This is a genomic window from Paraburkholderia aspalathi (genome assembly GCF_900116445.1).
Classification (GTDB): Bacteria; Pseudomonadota; Gammaproteobacteria; order Burkholderiales; family Burkholderiaceae; genus Paraburkholderia; species Paraburkholderia aspalathi.
In genome coordinates this window covers 91,233-106,782 of the sequence record NZ_FPBH01000027.1, presented here as the reverse complement: position 1 = coordinate 106,782, position 15,550 = coordinate 91,233, and the positions used below count along the sequence as shown (strand labels likewise).

Sequence of the window (15,550 nt, the reverse complement as noted above, 5' to 3'; positions counted from 1 at the left end):
CGAATGGACCCGGTCACGCCCGCCGCGTTGTTACGCGCCTCGCCACTGCCGTCACTCGAAGCGCGGATTCTGCTCACGCACGTGCTCGGCTGGCGGCATACGCAGTTGATTACGCGCAGCGATGATGTGCTCGACGACCCGGTAGTCGAACGATACCGGGCTCTGGAAGCTCGGCGTGTCGCCGGTGAGCCGGTGGCGCAACTGGTCGGCACGCGTGAATTTTTCGGGCTTGATTTCGAGGTGACACCGGACGTGCTGATTCCGCGTCCCGAAACCGAATTGCTGGTCGAAACAGCGTTGGCGGCGATGGAAAACATCTCGCGGCCGCGCGTACTCGATCTGGGCACCGGCACTGGCGCAATCGCCGTGGCCATTGCGTCGATGCGGCCCGACGCGCAAGTCTGGGCGCTGGACCGTTCCGCCGAAGCACTGGCCGTGGCCATACGCAACGCGGCACGCTTGCTGGATGCCAAACGCCCCGGCGGCGCCGTGGGCCTGCAGCAAAGCGACTGGTACAACTCGCTCGACTCAGCATTGCGCTTTGACGTGATCGTCAGCAATCCGCCGTATATCGCGAACGGCGATCCGCATCTGTCGGAAGGCGATCTGCGCTTCGAACCGCGCGGTGCGCTCACGGATGAAGCCGACGGCCTCAGCGCGATCCGCGAGATTGTCGCGGGCGCGCCCACACGCTTGGCCGCCAACGGCGTATTGTGGATCGAACACGGGTACGATCAGGCGCAAGCCGTACGCGACCTCCTGACCGCGCAAGGTTTTACAGACGTCCGCTCGGAGCAGGATCTCGCCGGCATCGAGCGAATCAGCGGCGGACGCTGGCCCGGCTAACGTCGACGGATGGCCGTAATCGCCGAGGTGGCAAAGCGGTCCTCGGCCGGTCTTACCGAAATCCGCTATCATTTCAGCCTATTCCCTACACATAACGGAACCGCAAGGTCAGTCATGGATACGCAACAACGCATCAAGCAAATCGTCGACGAAAACAACGTCGTGCTCTTCATGAAGGGCACCGCCCAGTTCCCGATGTGCGGCTTTTCCGGCCGCGCCATCCAGATCCTGAAGGCATGCGGCGTCGGCGAAATCAAAACCGTCAACGTGCTCGAAGACGACGAAGTCCGCCAGGGCATCAAGCAGTTCTCGAACTGGCCGACCATTCCGCAGCTCTACGTGAAGGGCGAATTCGTAGGCGGCTCGGACATCATGATGGAAATGTACGAATCGGGCGAACTGCAGCAACTGTTCGCCGCGGCCTAAGCAGCCGCTGTCCGAACCTTCGTTGTCCTCCGATAAGGCGCCGCGAGCCATGGAAACACGTGCTGCGGCGCCACGCCGGCTAATCGTCGCGATTACCGGCGCGACCGGCGCCATCTACGGCATTCGGTTGCTCGAGACGTTGCGCAGGCTGGGCGGCGTCGAGAGCCATCTGCTGATTTCGAGCGCTGGGTGGCTCAATATCCAGCACGAACTCCAGTTGAGCAAAGAAGACGTGCATCCGCTCGCGGATGTCGTCCATTCGGTGCGCGACGTCGGCGCGAGTATCGCGTCCGGCTCGTTTGCGACCGATGGCATGGTGGTCGCGCCGTGCTCCATGAAGACGCTGGCAAGCGTCGCACACGGTTTATCCGACAACCTGATCACCCGCGCCGCCGATGTCACGCTCAAAGAGCGACGCCGGCTCGTGCTGCTCGTGCGGGAAACGCCGTTAAACCTCGCACATCTGCGCAATATGACGGCCGTCACCGAAATGGGGGGCGTGATCTTTCCGCCCTTGCCCGCTTTCTATAACCAACCGACGACGATCGACGAAATGGTCGATCACACGGTGGCGCGCGTGTTGGACCTATTCGCGTTGGGACCGGCCATGTCGCCGGCGTGGCAAGGTTTGCGCGGCACGCAGGAATAATTCGAAGGACGCGGCGCGCCACAGGCGCGCAAACACCATTAACAACACCGGCGACACAATCAATTCCGTTTTCGCCCGTTTATAAAACGCCGGTACGGACCTATATTGATAGCAACCCTACTTCCGCGCCGCGTTCCCGCGGCGGCGTTGCTGCCATGAATCGCTTACCGTCGCTCTACCTCTCCCACGGCGCACCTACGCTGCCGATCGACCCTTCCCTGCCGTCCGCCGAATTCGGCGCGCTGTCGGCGCAATTGCCGCGCCCTGAGAGCGTGCTGATGCTGTCGGCCCATTGGGGCACGGCGCAACCGGTGGTGAGCACGTCCACGGCGCCCGAGACCATCCACGATTTCTACGGCTTCCCGCGTCAGTTGTATGAAATTCAGTACCCGGCTCCCGGCGCGCCCGATGTGGCGCGCCGTGCCGCAGTGCTGCTCGGCGAACACGGCATCCTCACCGACGCCCAGCCGCACGGGCTTGATCACGGCGCGTGGGTACCGATGCTGCTGATGTTCCCGGAAGCCGACATACCGGTCGCGCAACTGTCGATCCAGCCGCACATGGATGCCGCCCATCACTTCCGGGTAGGTCGGGCGCTGCGCTCGCTGAAAGATGACGGCGTAATGGTGATCGGCTCGGGCCAGATCACGCACAACCTGCGCGCTGCGGATTTTTCCGCGCGCCCGGGCGATGCCGATCCGCGTGTGGCCGAATTCACCGACTGGTTCGAGGCAAAGCTTGCCGCGCACGACATCGACGCGTTGCTCGACTACCGCCGCCAAGCGCCGCACGCGGTACTGATGCATCCAACCGACGAGCACTTGCTGCCCGTCTTCGCGGCACTAGGTGCGGCGGACGACGATTATTCTCTGGCGATTCAGTCGCTCGGAACCTATCAGCGCTCGCTCGCCATGACGAATTACGTGTTCGGCACCGCCTGATTCGACGTCAGCGCAACGGCAAACCAAGGCCAAAGCGCCGCCAACAAAAAAGCCCGCCTGAGCAACTCAGGCGGGCTTTTTCGTACTGTGCCGGATCATGACAATCCGGCGATCCGGCGATCCGGCGAAAGGACTCAGCGCAGCAACTTAGTGTGCGCCCATGCCCTCAAGCACTTCGTCGTGCGTCTGACGTTCTTCGAGGTATTCCGAACGGTAGCCGCTATGCACGCCCCAGTAGTAGAACACCAGCGAGAACACAGCCACCACCAGCATGTCCCAACCGTACGGCAGGAGGCCGTGGCCGCCAAATTCCTTGCTACCAATCAACGACAGAATTGCCATCACCGGCAGGTAGGCCACGAGCCACCATGCAGCTTTCAGGTCACGCCCCCAGCCGCCAAAACCCGACTTCGCCTGGAAGTAGAAGTAGACCGGCAGCGCAACGACCATCAGCAGAATGATTTCGCCGGTCAGCGGCCACTTCGCCCAGTACAGGATCAGCGACGCGCAAACGAAAGCGAACGGCGCGATGAATTTCATGCCCGGAATGTGCAGCGGGCGCTCCAGATCCGTTGCCGCGCGTCGCAGCGCCATCAGGCTGATCGGGCCAGTCAGGTACGAGATCACGGTCGCAACCGAGATCACCGCCGCCAACGAGCTCCAGCCGCGGAAGAAGAACAGGAAAATGAACGACACCAGCAGGTTGAACCACATCGCCTGACGCGGCACGCCGTAGAACGGGTGCACGTTGCCGAACATTTTCGGCATCGTGTTGTTGCGCTCCATCGCGTAGATCATGCGGGTGGTGGTCGCCATGTAAGTCGTGCCGGTACCGCTCGGGCTGACGAACGCGTCGACGTACAGCAGGATAGCCAGCCAGTTCAGGTTCAGCGCGATGGCCAGTTCGGCAAACGGCGAAGCGAAGTTGAAGTGGCTCCAGCCCTTCATCACATCGGCCGGGTTCACCGCGCCGATGTACGCAACCTGCAGCAGCACGTAGATCACCAGCGCCAGCAGGATCGAGCCGATCACCGCGAATGGCACGCTCCGCGCCGGATTGCGCGCTTCACCCGCGAGGTTGATCGGGCTCTGGAAGCCGTTGAAGGCGAACACGATGCCGCTCGTCGACACTGCGGTCAGCACAGCCGACCAGCCGTACGGCGCAAAGGTGCTCACTTCGCCGAAGTTTTCCTTGTGGAAGCCCGACAGCATCAGACCAGCGATCGTCGCGCCCGGAATCAGGAACTTGAAGACCGTGATCGCCGAATTGGCGCGCGCGAAGAGCTTCACACCCCAGTAATTCAGCAGGAAGTAAATGATCACGAGGGCCGCGGACAGCAATAGCCCATTAGTCGTTAATGACCCATCCACGAATAGCGCATGCGCCCATGGATACGGCCAGGTACTCATATATTGAATGGATGCTTCAGCCTCGATTGGAATCACCGAGACAATGGCGATCCAGTTGGCCCATGCACTGATGAACCCAACCAATGCGCCGTGCGAATAGCGGGCGTAACGCACCATGCCGCCGGACTCCGGGAACATCGCGCCGAGTTCTGCGTAGGTCAAGGCAATCGCGAGAATCACCACCGCGCCGATGACCCATGCACAAATGGCAGCCGGCCCGGCAATTTTTGCAGCCTTCCACGCGCCGAACAACCAGCCCGACCCGATGATCGAACCCAAGCCGGTCAGCAGTAGCGCGACCGGTCCGATGTTCCGTTGTATAGAACTTTTCACATCTTCTCCTGTGTCGACCAGAGTTAGCGCTTTAGCTGTCGGCCGGAGTTAGCGCTTTAACGCTTACTCTGGCCGCATGCAAAGCACTGGCGCCGGTCCCATGCAGATTGCGTCAGAACCATGTCGGCACCGCGTCACATCGCTTATGGCGTTGCGGACGGGGTGACGCGCATGCGTGCGCGGCGATCCCCAAACAGGTGCAACCGACGCGCGGCGCGTAGTTTAACGGTTGCACCCCGCCGTTGCAGCGAAACTAAGGGTTGTCCCTAGCAAAATTCTCAGATGAATAGCAAGCTTTGTAAGCAATTTCTACGCCAATCCATCAAAAACTTGTAAAATTGGGACAAGAGTGTTGACCTTCGCCCGAAATCGCCGTATAACGTTCGGGCAGGATTTCAAGCGGCGAGTGAATTGGTCTTTCGTAGTTCGCCCATCAACGGTACTCCGGTTGGTCCCATTACCCCCTTCCTTGATTTTCATGCGCACCCATTGGGCTTCGGCCTTATTTACCATCTTTAGGAACAAGTAATATGGAAACCGGTACCGTCAAGTGGTTCAATGACGCAAAGGGCTTTGGCTTCATCACGCCGGACGGCGGCGGCGAAGATCTGTTCGCGCATTTCTCGGAAATCCGCACGGAAGGCTTCAAGACGCTACAAGAAAACCAAAAGGTTACGTTTGAAGTGAAGACGGGCCCGAAGGGCAAGCAAGCCGCTAACATCAAGCCGGTGTAAGCAAGCACGCTTCCTTCTGGACGCAAAAAAACCCCGCCTTGGCGGGGTTTTTTTATATTCGTCGTAACTACTCGTAACTACATTCGGTGATTATCTTCGTAGTATGAGTTTGATCAATTCGGTTATCCGAACAAACGCCGTGCGTGAATACCGAGACCTGTCGCGACGCTGGCGAGACGGTCGCCGAATACCGCTTTGGCATCCGGAAATGCCGCGGCCAATGCGCCCGATAGAAACGCCAATCCGGTCGAGCCACCCGTGAAGTAAATCGCGTTGACGTCGCGCGGAGCCACACCGGCCGCCTGCACCGTATCGCGTGCCGCCTGCACGATGCGCTGCGTCTCGTCCTGACCGGCCTTGATGAGTTGCGCTTCGTCAAATGCGAGGCGCAGGTCGTCTTCTACCTCGTCGAGGTCGATCACGGTCTCGCCACCCGCCGCCACGCCGATCTTCGCTTCTTCCGCGTGAGCCGCCAACGCGTGCCCCAGGCGGCGGTCCACAACGCGCATCAGGCGGTCGTGATGTTTGGTCTGGAGGAACAGATGCCGCATGAGCGCGAGTTCGCTGACACGCTTCGGGGCGTAGACCGTGTTGATCAGGTGCCAGGTGGCCAGATCGAAATAGATGCGGTTCGGAATCTCACGGCCTTCGGGATCGAGCGTCTGATAGCCGAGTTCGCGCAGGATCGTCACCAGTTCGACACGTCGGTCGAAATCCGTGCCCGCAACGTGTACGCCGTGGTGGGCCAGCACGTCGTCTTTGCGCTCCACGCGCTTTACCCGCTCCGGCCCCACCCGCACCAGCGAAAAGTCCGACGTACCGCCGCCGATGTCGGCCACCAGCACAAGCCCTTCTTCCGTCAGATGCGATTCGTAGTCGAACGCAGCCGCGATCGGCTCATACTGAAAGTGAATCTCCCGCAAACCGACTGAACGCGCCGCGGCTTCGAGTTGCTGCTGCGCCATCTGGTCGGCGCGCGGATCGTCGTCGACGAAGAACACCGGGCGGCCCAGCACAGCGCGGCTGATCGGGCCGCCGACGCTCTTCTCGGCTGAGCGCTTCAGATGGTCGACGAAAATCGCGATGATGTCCGTGTACTTGATCGCCGAACCGTCGCCGAGATCGGTCGAATTCTCGGCGAGCGGCGAGCCGAGAATACTTTTCATCGAACGCATCAAACGGCCGTCGAAACCGTCGATGTAGGCCGCCAACGCCGCACGCCCGAATTCGCGGGTGTCTTCGTCGGTGTTGAAAAAGACGGAGGTCGGCAGCGTCGTATAGGCGCCCTCGACCGGCGCAAGCCTAAGCGCAGCGCCGTCTGGGACGGCCACGGCCGAATTGGAAGTACCAAAGTCAATCGCGCAATAGTTCATGGCAGGAATCGCCGCTCACGGCTGGCGCGGACAGAAAGGGGAGCGGCTTTGTATCACGAAAGCCCAATCAGCATCAACTGACGCTTTCCGGGATGCCCGCAATACCGACCAAGGTCCGCTCGACGGAACAAAAATTGCTGAATTCGACAGGATACGCCGCCAATTTTCGGTAAACAGGAGACTTGTAGCAATGAGCGCGCCGCCCACCGCCGCTGTCCACGAGAAAAACGCCGCCGTCATTGAAACCGATCTGCCCTCGCGGCTCGACCGCTTGCCGTGGGGACGCTTTCACTCGCTGATCGTCGTCGCGCTGGGCGTGACGTGGCTGCTCGACGGTCTCGAAGTGACGCTAGCAGGCGCTGTCGCGAGTGCGTTGAAGTCTAGCCCATCGTTGCGCTTTACCAACGCCGACGTGGGCCTCGCCGGCAGCGCCTACATTGCCGGCGCCGTGCTCGGCGCGCTCGGCTTCGGCTGGCTGACCGACCGGCTCGGCCGTCGCAGGCTGTTTTTCATCACGCTCGCGTTGTATCTGGCCGCTACCGCGGCGACTGCTTTTTCGTGGAATCTCGCCAGTTTTCTGCTGTTTCGCTTTCTCACCGGCGCAGGCATCGGCGGTGAATATACGGCGATCAATTCGACAATCCAGGAATTCACGCCCGCGCGGGTGCGCGGCTGGACCGATCTCGGCATCAACGGCACCTTCTGGGTGGGCGCGGGGCTCGGCGCGGCGGGATCGCTGGTCCTGCTCGATCCGAATCTGCTGCCGGGCGACTGGGGCTGGCGCGCCTGTTTCTTCATCGGCGCGGTGCTGGCGCTGGGGATTCTGCCGATGCGCATCTGGGTGCCTGAAAGTCCGCGCTGGCTGCTGACGCACGGCGGCGAACGTGACGCGCGTTCGATCGTCGACGGCATCGAAACGCGCTTTCGCAGCGAAGGCCATGCACTCGCCGATGAGGACCTCACGCGGCTAAGACTGCGGGCACGCGCACATACGCCGCTGCGCGAGGTGTTTCACACGCTATTCAACGCGCACCGACGGCGCGCGCTGGTCGGCTTGTCGTTGATGACCGCGCAGGCGTTCTTCTACAACGCGATCTTTTTCACCTATGCGCTGGTGCTGACCGAGTTCTATCAAGTGCCGGGCGACCATATAGGCTGGTATCTGTTGCCGTTCGCGCTCGGCAACTTTCTTGGACCGCTGGTGCTCGGCCGGCTCTTCGACGTCATCGGGCGACGCAAGATGATCGCCACGACTTACGCGCTGTCCGGCATCCTGCTGACGCTGAGCGGCTATCTGTTCGAGCAGCACATGCTCACCGTCGTGACGCAGACGATCGCGTGGATGGTCGTTTTCTTCTTCGCTTCAGCGGCGGCGAGTTCGGCGTATCTGACCGTCAGTGAATCATTTCCGCTGGAAATCCGCGCCTTGGCGATCGCGGTGTTCTACGCATTCGGCACGGCGCTGGGCGGCATCATCGGGCCGGCGTTTTTCGGTCGGCTGATCGATACGCATCAGCGCAGCGAAGTGTTTGTGGGCTATCTGGTCGGCTCGGGGTTGATGCTCGCCGCCGCGGTGATTGCCGCGATATGGGGCGTGGATGCAGAGCGCAAGTCGCTCGAGAATGTCGCCACGCCGCTTTCGAGCGTCGCGGACGGCGAGGAATGAGCCACGCGCCTTAAAGCCTCACGAACAATGCAAAATAAAAAACGCGCGGTCAGCGCCACGCGTTTTTGTCGCCACCAAAGCCGCAAGGGACTCAGAACGCCTTCTTCCACCCGCCGCCATAAGCGATTTCAGCAAGCGGCAAACGCTGACGCACCGACTTCTCACGCTCACGCAGCACCGGATCGAGTTTATCGACATCACCGTAGTGGCCGAGCGAAATGATCGCGATCACGTCGACGTCGGTCGGCAGCTTGAACGCCGTGCGGAACGCGTTTGGATCGAAGCCGCTCATCTGATGCGCGGCGAGGCCGAGCGCATGCGCCTGCAGCACCAGCGCCATTGCCGCGGCACCCGCATCGTACGGCGCACAGCGGTTCACTTCGCCCTTGTTGGTGAGCGTGTGCGTGGTCACAGCGATCAGCACCGGCGCCGGCGCATTCCAGCCCTGGTTGAACGGCACCAGCGTAGCGAAAGCCTGCTTGAACGAGACTTCATCGACGCTACGGTCGAATACGAGGAAACGCCACGGTTGCGCGTTATACGAAGACGGCGCCCAGCGTGCCGCTTCGAGCACCGAATGCAGATCCTCGCGGCTCACCGGCTCGCTCGAATAGGCGCGCGGGCTCCAGCGACCTGCAATCAGCTCGTGAATGGCAACTGCGGTAGGGGCGGGTTTGTTGGTCATGCGCTTCTCTCGGTCGAAATTCATGAACGACGGGCGGCTGCCCGGGGCTTCATAGCATAACCGGGCTGAGCCACTCGCGCTCCAACAAGTACACACTTAGTTTTCAGCTCAGCTGCAATGGCAAACGGCCTCGTATGAGGCCGTTTGCTCAAGTGCGCCTTGTTCACCAAGCGCAGGGCCGCAGCTTTACGCCGCTTGCGGCTCCGGCACCTTGGCCGGCCGGTTGATCCGCAACACGATCACGGCGGCAACCAGGCACAGTCCGCCAGAAATCATCGATGCCACCGTGTACGTGCCGAGGCTCGCGCGCAGCATGCCGGCGCCGAGCGCCGCAAAGGCCGCGCCGAGCTGGTGGCCGGCGACAACCCAGCCGAACACGACTGGCGCCGCTTCCTTGCCGTACACATCGGTTGCGAGACGCACGGTGGGCGGCACGGTGGCGATCCAGTCTAGTCCGTAGAACACTGCAAACAACGGCAACCCAAAGAAGTCAATGCCGAAGGCGTGCGGCAGATACATCAGCGACAAACCGCGCAGACCGTAATACCAGAACAGCAGCACGCGGCTATTGAAGCGGTCCGACAGCCAGCCCGATAGCGTCGTGCCGAACAAATCGAAGATGCCCATGGCGGCGAGCAGCGAAGCGCCCTGCACTTCGCTCATGCCGTAGTCGCCGCACATTGCGATCAGGTGCGTGCCGACGTAACCATTGGTACTCGCGCCGCAGATAAAGAAGCTGAAGAACAGCAGCCAGAAATCACGCGTCTTGCTCGCCATGGCGAGCGTGCCGAAGGCGATGGCCAATGGATTCTGCTTGGTCACGGAATTGGAAATCGGCGAGTCGGCCGGTTCGCCGAACGGGCGCAGCTTCATATCCGCGGGCCGCTCCGGCAACAGGAACGCAACCAGCGGCAAGACAACCGCCGCCGCGCCCGCGACGACCCACACCACCTGGCGCCAGCCGTAATGCTCGGCGATGGCCGCGAGCATCGGCAGGAACACGAGTTGGCCAGTCGCTGAACTGGCCGTGAGAATCCCCATCACGAGACCGCGATGGGTAGTGAACCAGCGCGTCACCACCGTCGCAGACAATGACAGCGCCGCCACCCCGGTCGAGCCGCCGACCATCACGCCCCAGATCAGAATCATCTGCCACGGATGCGTCATCAGCGACGACAACGCCACCCCCGCCGCCATCGTCCCGAGCGCGATCAGCAAAGTAGGACGCACACCAAAGCGCTGCATCGCCGCGGCCGCGAACGGCCCCATCAGGCCGTAGAGCGCGATGTTGACGGAGATGGCGAGCGAAATCGTCGCACGGCTCCAGCCGAATTGATGCTCCAGCGGCACCATCATCACGCTCGGCGTGGCGCGCGTGCCGGCCGCCGCCAGCAGCACCAGAAACACCACTGCCACGGTCAACCAGCCGTAGTGGAAACGTCCGCCAATCAGTCTCGCTGCCCAGTTCATTAATTCTCCAATCGACGCCTGTCCCGCAGGCCGCGCCGCTCGCATTGTTACGACTTCGGTAAAGGACTTGTGACAGATCTGTCACAATGGTGTTGCGATGTTAGTTACTGGTCGGTAACATGTCAAGGCATCAATTCAATTCAGGTGGTACCCATGTCCGATAGTGAAACCCTCAAGCCAACCGCCGCACGGCGAGCACGCGGCGCGCAGACAGCCGGCCCGGAGGCGCAGCAGCATCTGCTGCGCGCCGCAGACGAACTGTTCTATCGCGAGGGTGTGCGGACGGTCGGCGTCGACGCGGTGGTCGAGCGAGCGGGTGTGAACAAGATGAGCTTGTACCGCCAGTTCTCGTCGAAGGACGAATTGGTGATGGCGTATCTGGAGCGCAAGGACGAGCAGTTTTTCGGCTACGTGGAAAAAAGCTTTGCCAAGCATCCAGACGAACCGGCTAGGCAACTTCAGCAGTATTTCGACGACTTGGCGGTGCGTGCATCGGTCGACGATTACCGCGGCTGTCCTTTCGTGAATGTGGCCGTGGAGTTTTCCGACACAACGCATCCGGCGCGGCAATTCGTGTTTCGCAACAAGGAACGGCTGATGGCGCGGCTTCTGGAACTGACAACCGCGGCAGGCGCCGACGATCCGGTGGCATTGGCCAACGGTCTCGGTTTGATGATCGAAGGCGTGTACGCAGCCAGCCAGACCTACGGCCCGGGCTGTGGGCCGATTCTCGCCGCACCGAAGGTAGCGGCGCAGTTGATCGCCGCCGCGTGCAGCGGGACGCAAGCCGGATGACGTTTCGGCCGTCCTGTTGGGGCCGGGTGCGGATCGGTGCCGTTGCGCGCCGTTAGAATGGCACTTTCCTCTTTCGCTGCTTGCCATGTCGTCGCCCGCCGAATCTCGTGATGCCGTTATCGCCGCCACCCGTCATTGGCTGACGCAGGCCGTGATCGGGCTCAATTTGTGCCCCTTTGCCAAAGCCGTGCATGTGAAGGAGCAGATTCGCTATGCCGTGAGCGACGCCGTGGATATGGAAGGGGTGTTAGCCGATCTCGAAACCGAGATTCAGGCGCTCGTCGCAGCGAATCCTGACGAGGTGGATACCACGCTTCTGGTTATACCGGGCGCGCTCGGCAATTTTCTCGACTATAACGATTGCCTGTTTTTTGCCGAGAGAATGATTAAACAACTTCGGCTGGAAGGCATTATTCAGATTGCCAGTTTTCACCCGCACTATCAGTTTGAAGACAGCCAGCCCGACGATATCGAGAACTATACGAATCGCGCGCCCTACCCGATTTTGCATCTGCTTCGTGAAGAGAGTATTGAACGGGCAGTTCAGGCTTTTCCTGATGCAGAAGCAATTTATGAGCGGAATCAGGAAACGCTTCGGCGAATTGGTCTTAAAGGCTGGAATGAATTGATGAAAAAGTAATTAGCGCGGTGGCCATGAAAAAGCCACCGCCGCAGGACGGATCAGGCCGAGACAAAGAACCGTTCCTTCAACTCCTCGATCCCGAGCGTCTCCATCACTTCATTCAGCCGCTCGGTTGGCCGCCGTCTCGGCAGGTCCTTGAACTGGGCAATAATCAGTTCATTCTTCATGGAATGTTCCCACCCGACCAGCTCGGTCACACTCACCTGATACCCATGCGCTTCAAGCTGCAGGCAGCGCAGCACATTGGTAATCTGGCTGCCAAATTCCCGGGTATGCAACGGATGCCGCCATATCTCGGTCAATGCATTCCCGAGCGATTTACCCTTGTTCTGCCGTAAAACCCCCGCCACCTCGGCCTGGCAACACGGCACCACCACGATGTACTTCGCACGCTTTTCCAGAGCAAACCGGAGAGCGTCATCAGTCGCGGTATTGCACGCATGCAACGCCGTCACGATATCGATCTGCGCCGGCAATCGGTCTGACGTAATCGACTCCGCCACCGACAAATTCAGAAACGACATCCCCGTGAAGCCCAGCCGCCCGGCCAGCTCCTCGGATTTCGTCACGAGATCCTCGCGCGTTTCGATGCCGTAAATGTGCGATGCCCCACCAGCGGCGTCCTGAAACTCCTTGAAGAAAAGGTCATACAGGATAAAACCTAGGTATGACTTGCCCGCGCCATGGTCGACGAGCGTCACCGCGCCCTGCTGCTCCTTGAGGTCTTTCAGCAGCGGCTCGATGAACTGGAACAGGTGGTAGACCTGCTTCAGCTTGCGGCGGCTGTCCTGGTTCATCTTGCCGTCGCGCGTGAGGATATGAAGCTCCTTCAACAACTCGACGGACTGGTTCGGACGGATTTCGTGGGTTTTGCTGGACATCGTGGGAGACCGCCATCGATTGCAACGCGAACGTGCGACAGATGACGGAAAAAAGGAAAAGTTGCTGCCAGTTTACCCAAAGCGCAGGCCGCTCACCTAAGGAGCCGCGTCGACCATGCGAGAAATGCCATAAACCTGGAACACTTCCTGCTCGAAACGCACTATGCGGGACGTATTCCGACGTGGCTTGAAAGCATCTTGCGGGCCGGTTCACTCGATGGCGTAAGCCGCGTCGCGCATAACAACAAGCTGCCGGTCGTGGCTTCGATCACGCGAACCGAATGCATGTGGGGAGGACGGTCCCGGAACACGGACCGAACGTTACGTAACCAGCAGCGCGCCGCGATCTCAAACGGACGCGCGCCTGGAAAATAGAAGAGGCAGCAATGGACACCGTACCCAACGGAAACGTCGAACAGAAGTTTCAGGAAATGATGGCGAAGCTCACCGCCGCCCCTGCGTGGTCGGAAAAGCAGCAGCTCGAACTGGAAATGGCGCGCGACATCTCCACCGAAATGCTGCGGCTGGCCGAGGTCATGCGCGATGGCAGCGTCGACATGGAGACGTGCCTGACGATGCTGAAGTACGCGAAAGTACTCGACTTCGTGATGACGACACTCGCTTCGCGTCGTGACATCAAACCTCAAACGCTGCGGGTCATTTTCAAGCTGGCCGGATTGAAGGTGGATGAGGCATATCCCGGCTAGGACGCAAGGACAACGCCGCGACCAGCGCGAACGGCGCGCTGCCGTTCGTGCTGGTTAGCCGGCTTTCATCCTCAAGGAAAAGGACAACGAATCACCCTCGCGGCGCCTCGACCGGCGGCGTGCCTTCATGAAAGAGCGTCTTGAGCTGCGAACGCAGTTCCGGCGAGTCCGTATGTTTGTGCACCGTGACGGCATGCTGCACGGCCGCGTCGAGCAATTCGCTCTCGCTGTCAGCGGACAGGGCAACGGTACACTTCGTTTCGCTCGGGAACTCGCGGCAGTCGATGTATTTGCGAGTCATGGCAATCTCCTAAATCAAACGTCGGAACATCCAGACAAACAGCGGGCGCGCAGACCACGTCGCCAGCCTCGACGCGGCTGCATTGGCCGTGTCGGGCGAAATGAGAGCGGTGGGGTAGTGTGACGCGGGGAAGAAGCGGACTGCGTCCGGTGGAAGGTGTTTGAAAAGTATAGTTCGCGTGAGTGAATAGCAAAGACGCGAACGCGAGCGCAAGGGCTTGCGACACGCCCGAACCCAGCTTTTTTCGGCCGCTGGCTCGCGCTGGTCCGTTGACTCGTTAGTCGTTCGCCGCGCGCCGTTTGCCCTGCGTTGCCGGCGGTGTGAAAATAGCGCCCTTCGCGCCGCCCGATTGTCAGATCAGGCCAACGCGCCGCCCCCGCTCATCCGCAGGACCGCATGTCATCCTCCTTCGATTCCGCTCGCGTCGCCGTGATCGGCGGTGGCCCCGCCGGCCTGATGGCCGCCGAGGCGCTCGCCCAGCACGGCGTACAAGTCGACGTCTACGACGCGATGCCATCCGTTGGCCGCAAATTCCTGATGGCGGGCAAAGGCGGCATGAACATCACGCATTCGGAACCGCTCGAGCCGTTTCTTGGCCGCTACGGCGCGCGCCGCGAACAGATCGCGCCGCTACTCGACCTGTTCGGTCCCGACGCCTTGCGGACCTGGCTGCATGGGCTTGGCGTCGAAACCTTCGTCGGCAGTTCGGGGCGGGTTTTTCCGACCGATATGAAAGCGGCGCCGATGCTGCGGGCGTGGTTGCATCGGTTGAGAGAAGCTGGCGTGCGCTTTCACATGCGCCACAAGTGGATCGGTTGGGACGACGATGGCAGCGATGACGGCGACGCAGCTGCGCACACGTTGCGCTTCGAAACACCCGACGGCGAGCAACGCGTGAACTGTGAAGCCGTGGTGTTCGCACTCGGTGGCGCAAGCTGGCCACGGCTCGGATCGGATGCCGCCTGGGTGCCGCTCCTAAGCGCACGCGAGGTGCCGGTGACGCCGTTGCGGCCCGCGAACTGCGGCTTCGACGCGGACTGGAGTCCTTATCTGCGCGAGCGTTTCGCCGGTCAGCCAGTGAAATCCGTGGGCATCACGATCACCGACGCAGACAATAAAGTCCACAATCGACAAGGTGAAATACTTCTGACCGAAACCGGCCTCGAAGGGAGTCTGATTTACGCGCTGTCGGCAGCCATCCGGGAGCGGATTTTCGCCGACGGCGACGTCACGATCGCGCTGGACCTGGCGCCAGGCTTGACGTTGGAGCGTGTCGTGGCCGAGGTCACGCGACCGCGCGGCTCGCGTTCCATGTCGACTCACCTGCATGGCAGGGTCGGCATTGGGGGTGTAAAACTGGCTTTATTGCATGAGATTCTGTCGAAGGAAGCCTTCGCCGATGCGAATGGCCTGGCGCACGCGATCAAAGCGCTGCCGGTGCGACTCACGCGCGCGCGGCCCATCGCGGAAGCGATCAGCACTGCGGGCGGCATCCCCTTCGAAGCGCTCGATCAACATTTGATGATCGAGCGTCTGCCCGGCGCGTTCTGCGCAGGTGAAATGCTCGACTGGGAAGCACCGACCGGCGGTTATCTGCTCACCGCCTGCTTCGCCAGCGGGCTGGCCGCCGGACGCGGCGCATTAGCGTATCTCAAGGCGCGCGACGTGCTGGTTTGACACGCCGTTCTTT

The 15,550-nt window shown here is 61.1% G+C and carries 16 protein-coding genes; 10 read left to right on the top strand and 6 right to left on the bottom strand.

Annotated elements, in window-relative coordinates; all coding sequences use genetic code 11:
* Window positions 1-3: 3 nt before the first annotated feature.
* The 4 genes from prmC to BM438_RS32920 all read left to right on the top strand — a co-directional run bounded on the left by prmC (window position 4) and on the right by BM438_RS32920 (window position 2,862).
* Entirely contained in the window at window positions 4-846 is an 843-nt protein-coding gene (gene prmC / locus BM438_RS32935; protein WP_093643502.1) for a peptide chain release factor N(5)-glutamine methyltransferase, read from the top strand.
* 114 nt (window positions 847-960) lie between these two features.
* On the top strand, window positions 961-1,272 hold the full coding sequence (gene grxD / locus BM438_RS32930; RefSeq protein ID WP_012434475.1) for a Grx4 family monothiol glutaredoxin: 312 nt from the start codon (window positions 961-963) through the stop codon (window positions 1,270-1,272).
* A 49-nt stretch (window positions 1,273-1,321) separates the two neighbouring features.
* On the top strand, window positions 1,322-1,921 hold the full coding sequence (locus BM438_RS32925) for a UbiX family flavin prenyltransferase (protein WP_093643499.1): 600 nt from the start codon (window positions 1,322-1,324) through the stop codon (window positions 1,919-1,921).
* Window positions 1,922-2,076: 155 nt separating this feature from the next.
* The gene (locus BM438_RS32920; protein WP_093643497.1) at window positions 2,077-2,862 is read left to right on the top strand and encodes a DODA-type extradiol aromatic ring-opening family dioxygenase; all 786 of its coding nucleotides are present in this window, start codon (window positions 2,077-2,079) and stop codon (window positions 2,860-2,862) included.
* A 147-nt stretch (window positions 2,863-3,009) separates the two neighbouring features.
* On the opposite strand, the gene BM438_RS32915 is transcribed toward BM438_RS32920, so the two are convergent.
* On the bottom strand, window positions 3,010-4,605 hold the full coding sequence (locus BM438_RS32915) for an APC family permease (RefSeq protein ID WP_093643495.1): 1,596 nt from the start codon (window positions 4,603-4,605) through the stop codon (window positions 3,010-3,012).
* A gap of 530 nt (window positions 4,606-5,135) precedes the next feature.
* Between BM438_RS32915 and BM438_RS32910 the strand changes: the two genes are divergently transcribed.
* The gene (locus tag BM438_RS32910) at window positions 5,136-5,339 is read left to right on the top strand and encodes a cold-shock protein (protein ID WP_007180251.1); all 204 of its coding nucleotides are present in this window, start codon (window positions 5,136-5,138) and stop codon (window positions 5,337-5,339) included.
* Window positions 5,340-5,461: 122 nt separating this feature from the next.
* On the opposite strand, the gene BM438_RS32905 is transcribed toward BM438_RS32910, so the two are convergent.
* Window positions 5,462-6,712 carry an Hsp70 family protein gene (locus BM438_RS32905; protein WP_093643493.1) on the bottom strand — a complete coding sequence of 417 codons (1,251 nt, stop codon included), beginning with the start codon at window positions 6,710-6,712 and terminating at the stop codon, window positions 5,462-5,464.
* Window positions 6,713-6,902: 190 nt separating this feature from the next.
* Between BM438_RS32905 and BM438_RS32900 the strand changes: the two genes are divergently transcribed.
* On the top strand, window positions 6,903-8,378 hold the full coding sequence (locus BM438_RS32900; RefSeq protein ID WP_093643491.1) for an MFS transporter: 1,476 nt from the start codon (window positions 6,903-6,905) through the stop codon (window positions 8,376-8,378).
* A 91-nt stretch (window positions 8,379-8,469) separates the two neighbouring features.
* On the opposite strand, the gene BM438_RS32895 is transcribed toward BM438_RS32900, so the two are convergent.
* Both BM438_RS32895 and BM438_RS32890 read right to left on the bottom strand, forming a co-directional pair.
* Window positions 8,470-9,063 carry a nitroreductase family protein gene (locus BM438_RS32895; protein WP_200574028.1) on the bottom strand — a complete coding sequence of 198 codons (594 nt, stop codon included), beginning with the start codon at window positions 9,061-9,063 and terminating at the stop codon, window positions 8,470-8,472.
* A 186-nt stretch (window positions 9,064-9,249) separates the two neighbouring features.
* Entirely contained in the window at window positions 9,250-10,533 is a 1,284-nt protein-coding gene (locus BM438_RS32890; RefSeq protein WP_093643487.1) for an MFS transporter, read from the bottom strand.
* A 153-nt stretch (window positions 10,534-10,686) separates the two neighbouring features.
* On the opposite strand from BM438_RS32890, the gene BM438_RS32885 reads away from it, so the two are divergent.
* A complete protein-coding gene (locus BM438_RS32885) occupies window positions 10,687-11,328 on the top strand; it encodes a TetR/AcrR family transcriptional regulator (protein WP_093643485.1) in 642 nt (213 codons plus the stop codon).
* A gap of 85 nt (window positions 11,329-11,413) precedes the next feature.
* Window positions 11,414-11,968, top strand: a complete 555-nt coding sequence (locus BM438_RS32880) for a DUF1415 domain-containing protein (protein WP_093643482.1) — start codon at window positions 11,414-11,416, stop codon at window positions 11,966-11,968.
* 41 nt (window positions 11,969-12,009) lie between these two features.
* On the opposite strand, the gene BM438_RS32875 is transcribed toward BM438_RS32880, so the two are convergent.
* Entirely contained in the window at window positions 12,010-12,852 is an 843-nt protein-coding gene (locus BM438_RS32875) for a class I SAM-dependent methyltransferase (protein ID WP_093643480.1), read from the bottom strand.
* A 386-nt stretch (window positions 12,853-13,238) separates the two neighbouring features.
* Here BM438_RS32875 and BM438_RS32870 point away from each other — a divergent pair, with 386 nt between their 5' ends.
* Window positions 13,239-13,559 carry a type II toxin-antitoxin system HicA family toxin gene (locus BM438_RS32870; RefSeq protein WP_093643478.1) on the top strand — a complete coding sequence of 107 codons (321 nt, stop codon included), beginning with the start codon at window positions 13,239-13,241 and terminating at the stop codon, window positions 13,557-13,559.
* 91 nt (window positions 13,560-13,650) lie between these two features.
* Here BM438_RS32870 and BM438_RS32865 read toward each other — a convergent pair whose 3' ends face one another.
* Window positions 13,651-13,860 (bottom strand): DUF1059 domain-containing protein, encoded by a 210-nt coding sequence (locus BM438_RS32865; RefSeq protein ID WP_093643476.1) that lies wholly within the window; start codon window positions 13,858-13,860, stop codon window positions 13,651-13,653.
* A gap of 396 nt (window positions 13,861-14,256) precedes the next feature.
* Here BM438_RS32865 and BM438_RS32860 point away from each other — a divergent pair, with 396 nt between their 5' ends.
* Window positions 14,257-15,537, top strand: a complete 1,281-nt coding sequence (locus BM438_RS32860) for a TIGR03862 family flavoprotein (protein WP_093643474.1) — start codon at window positions 14,257-14,259, stop codon at window positions 15,535-15,537.
* Window positions 15,538-15,550 lie beyond the last annotated feature (13 nt).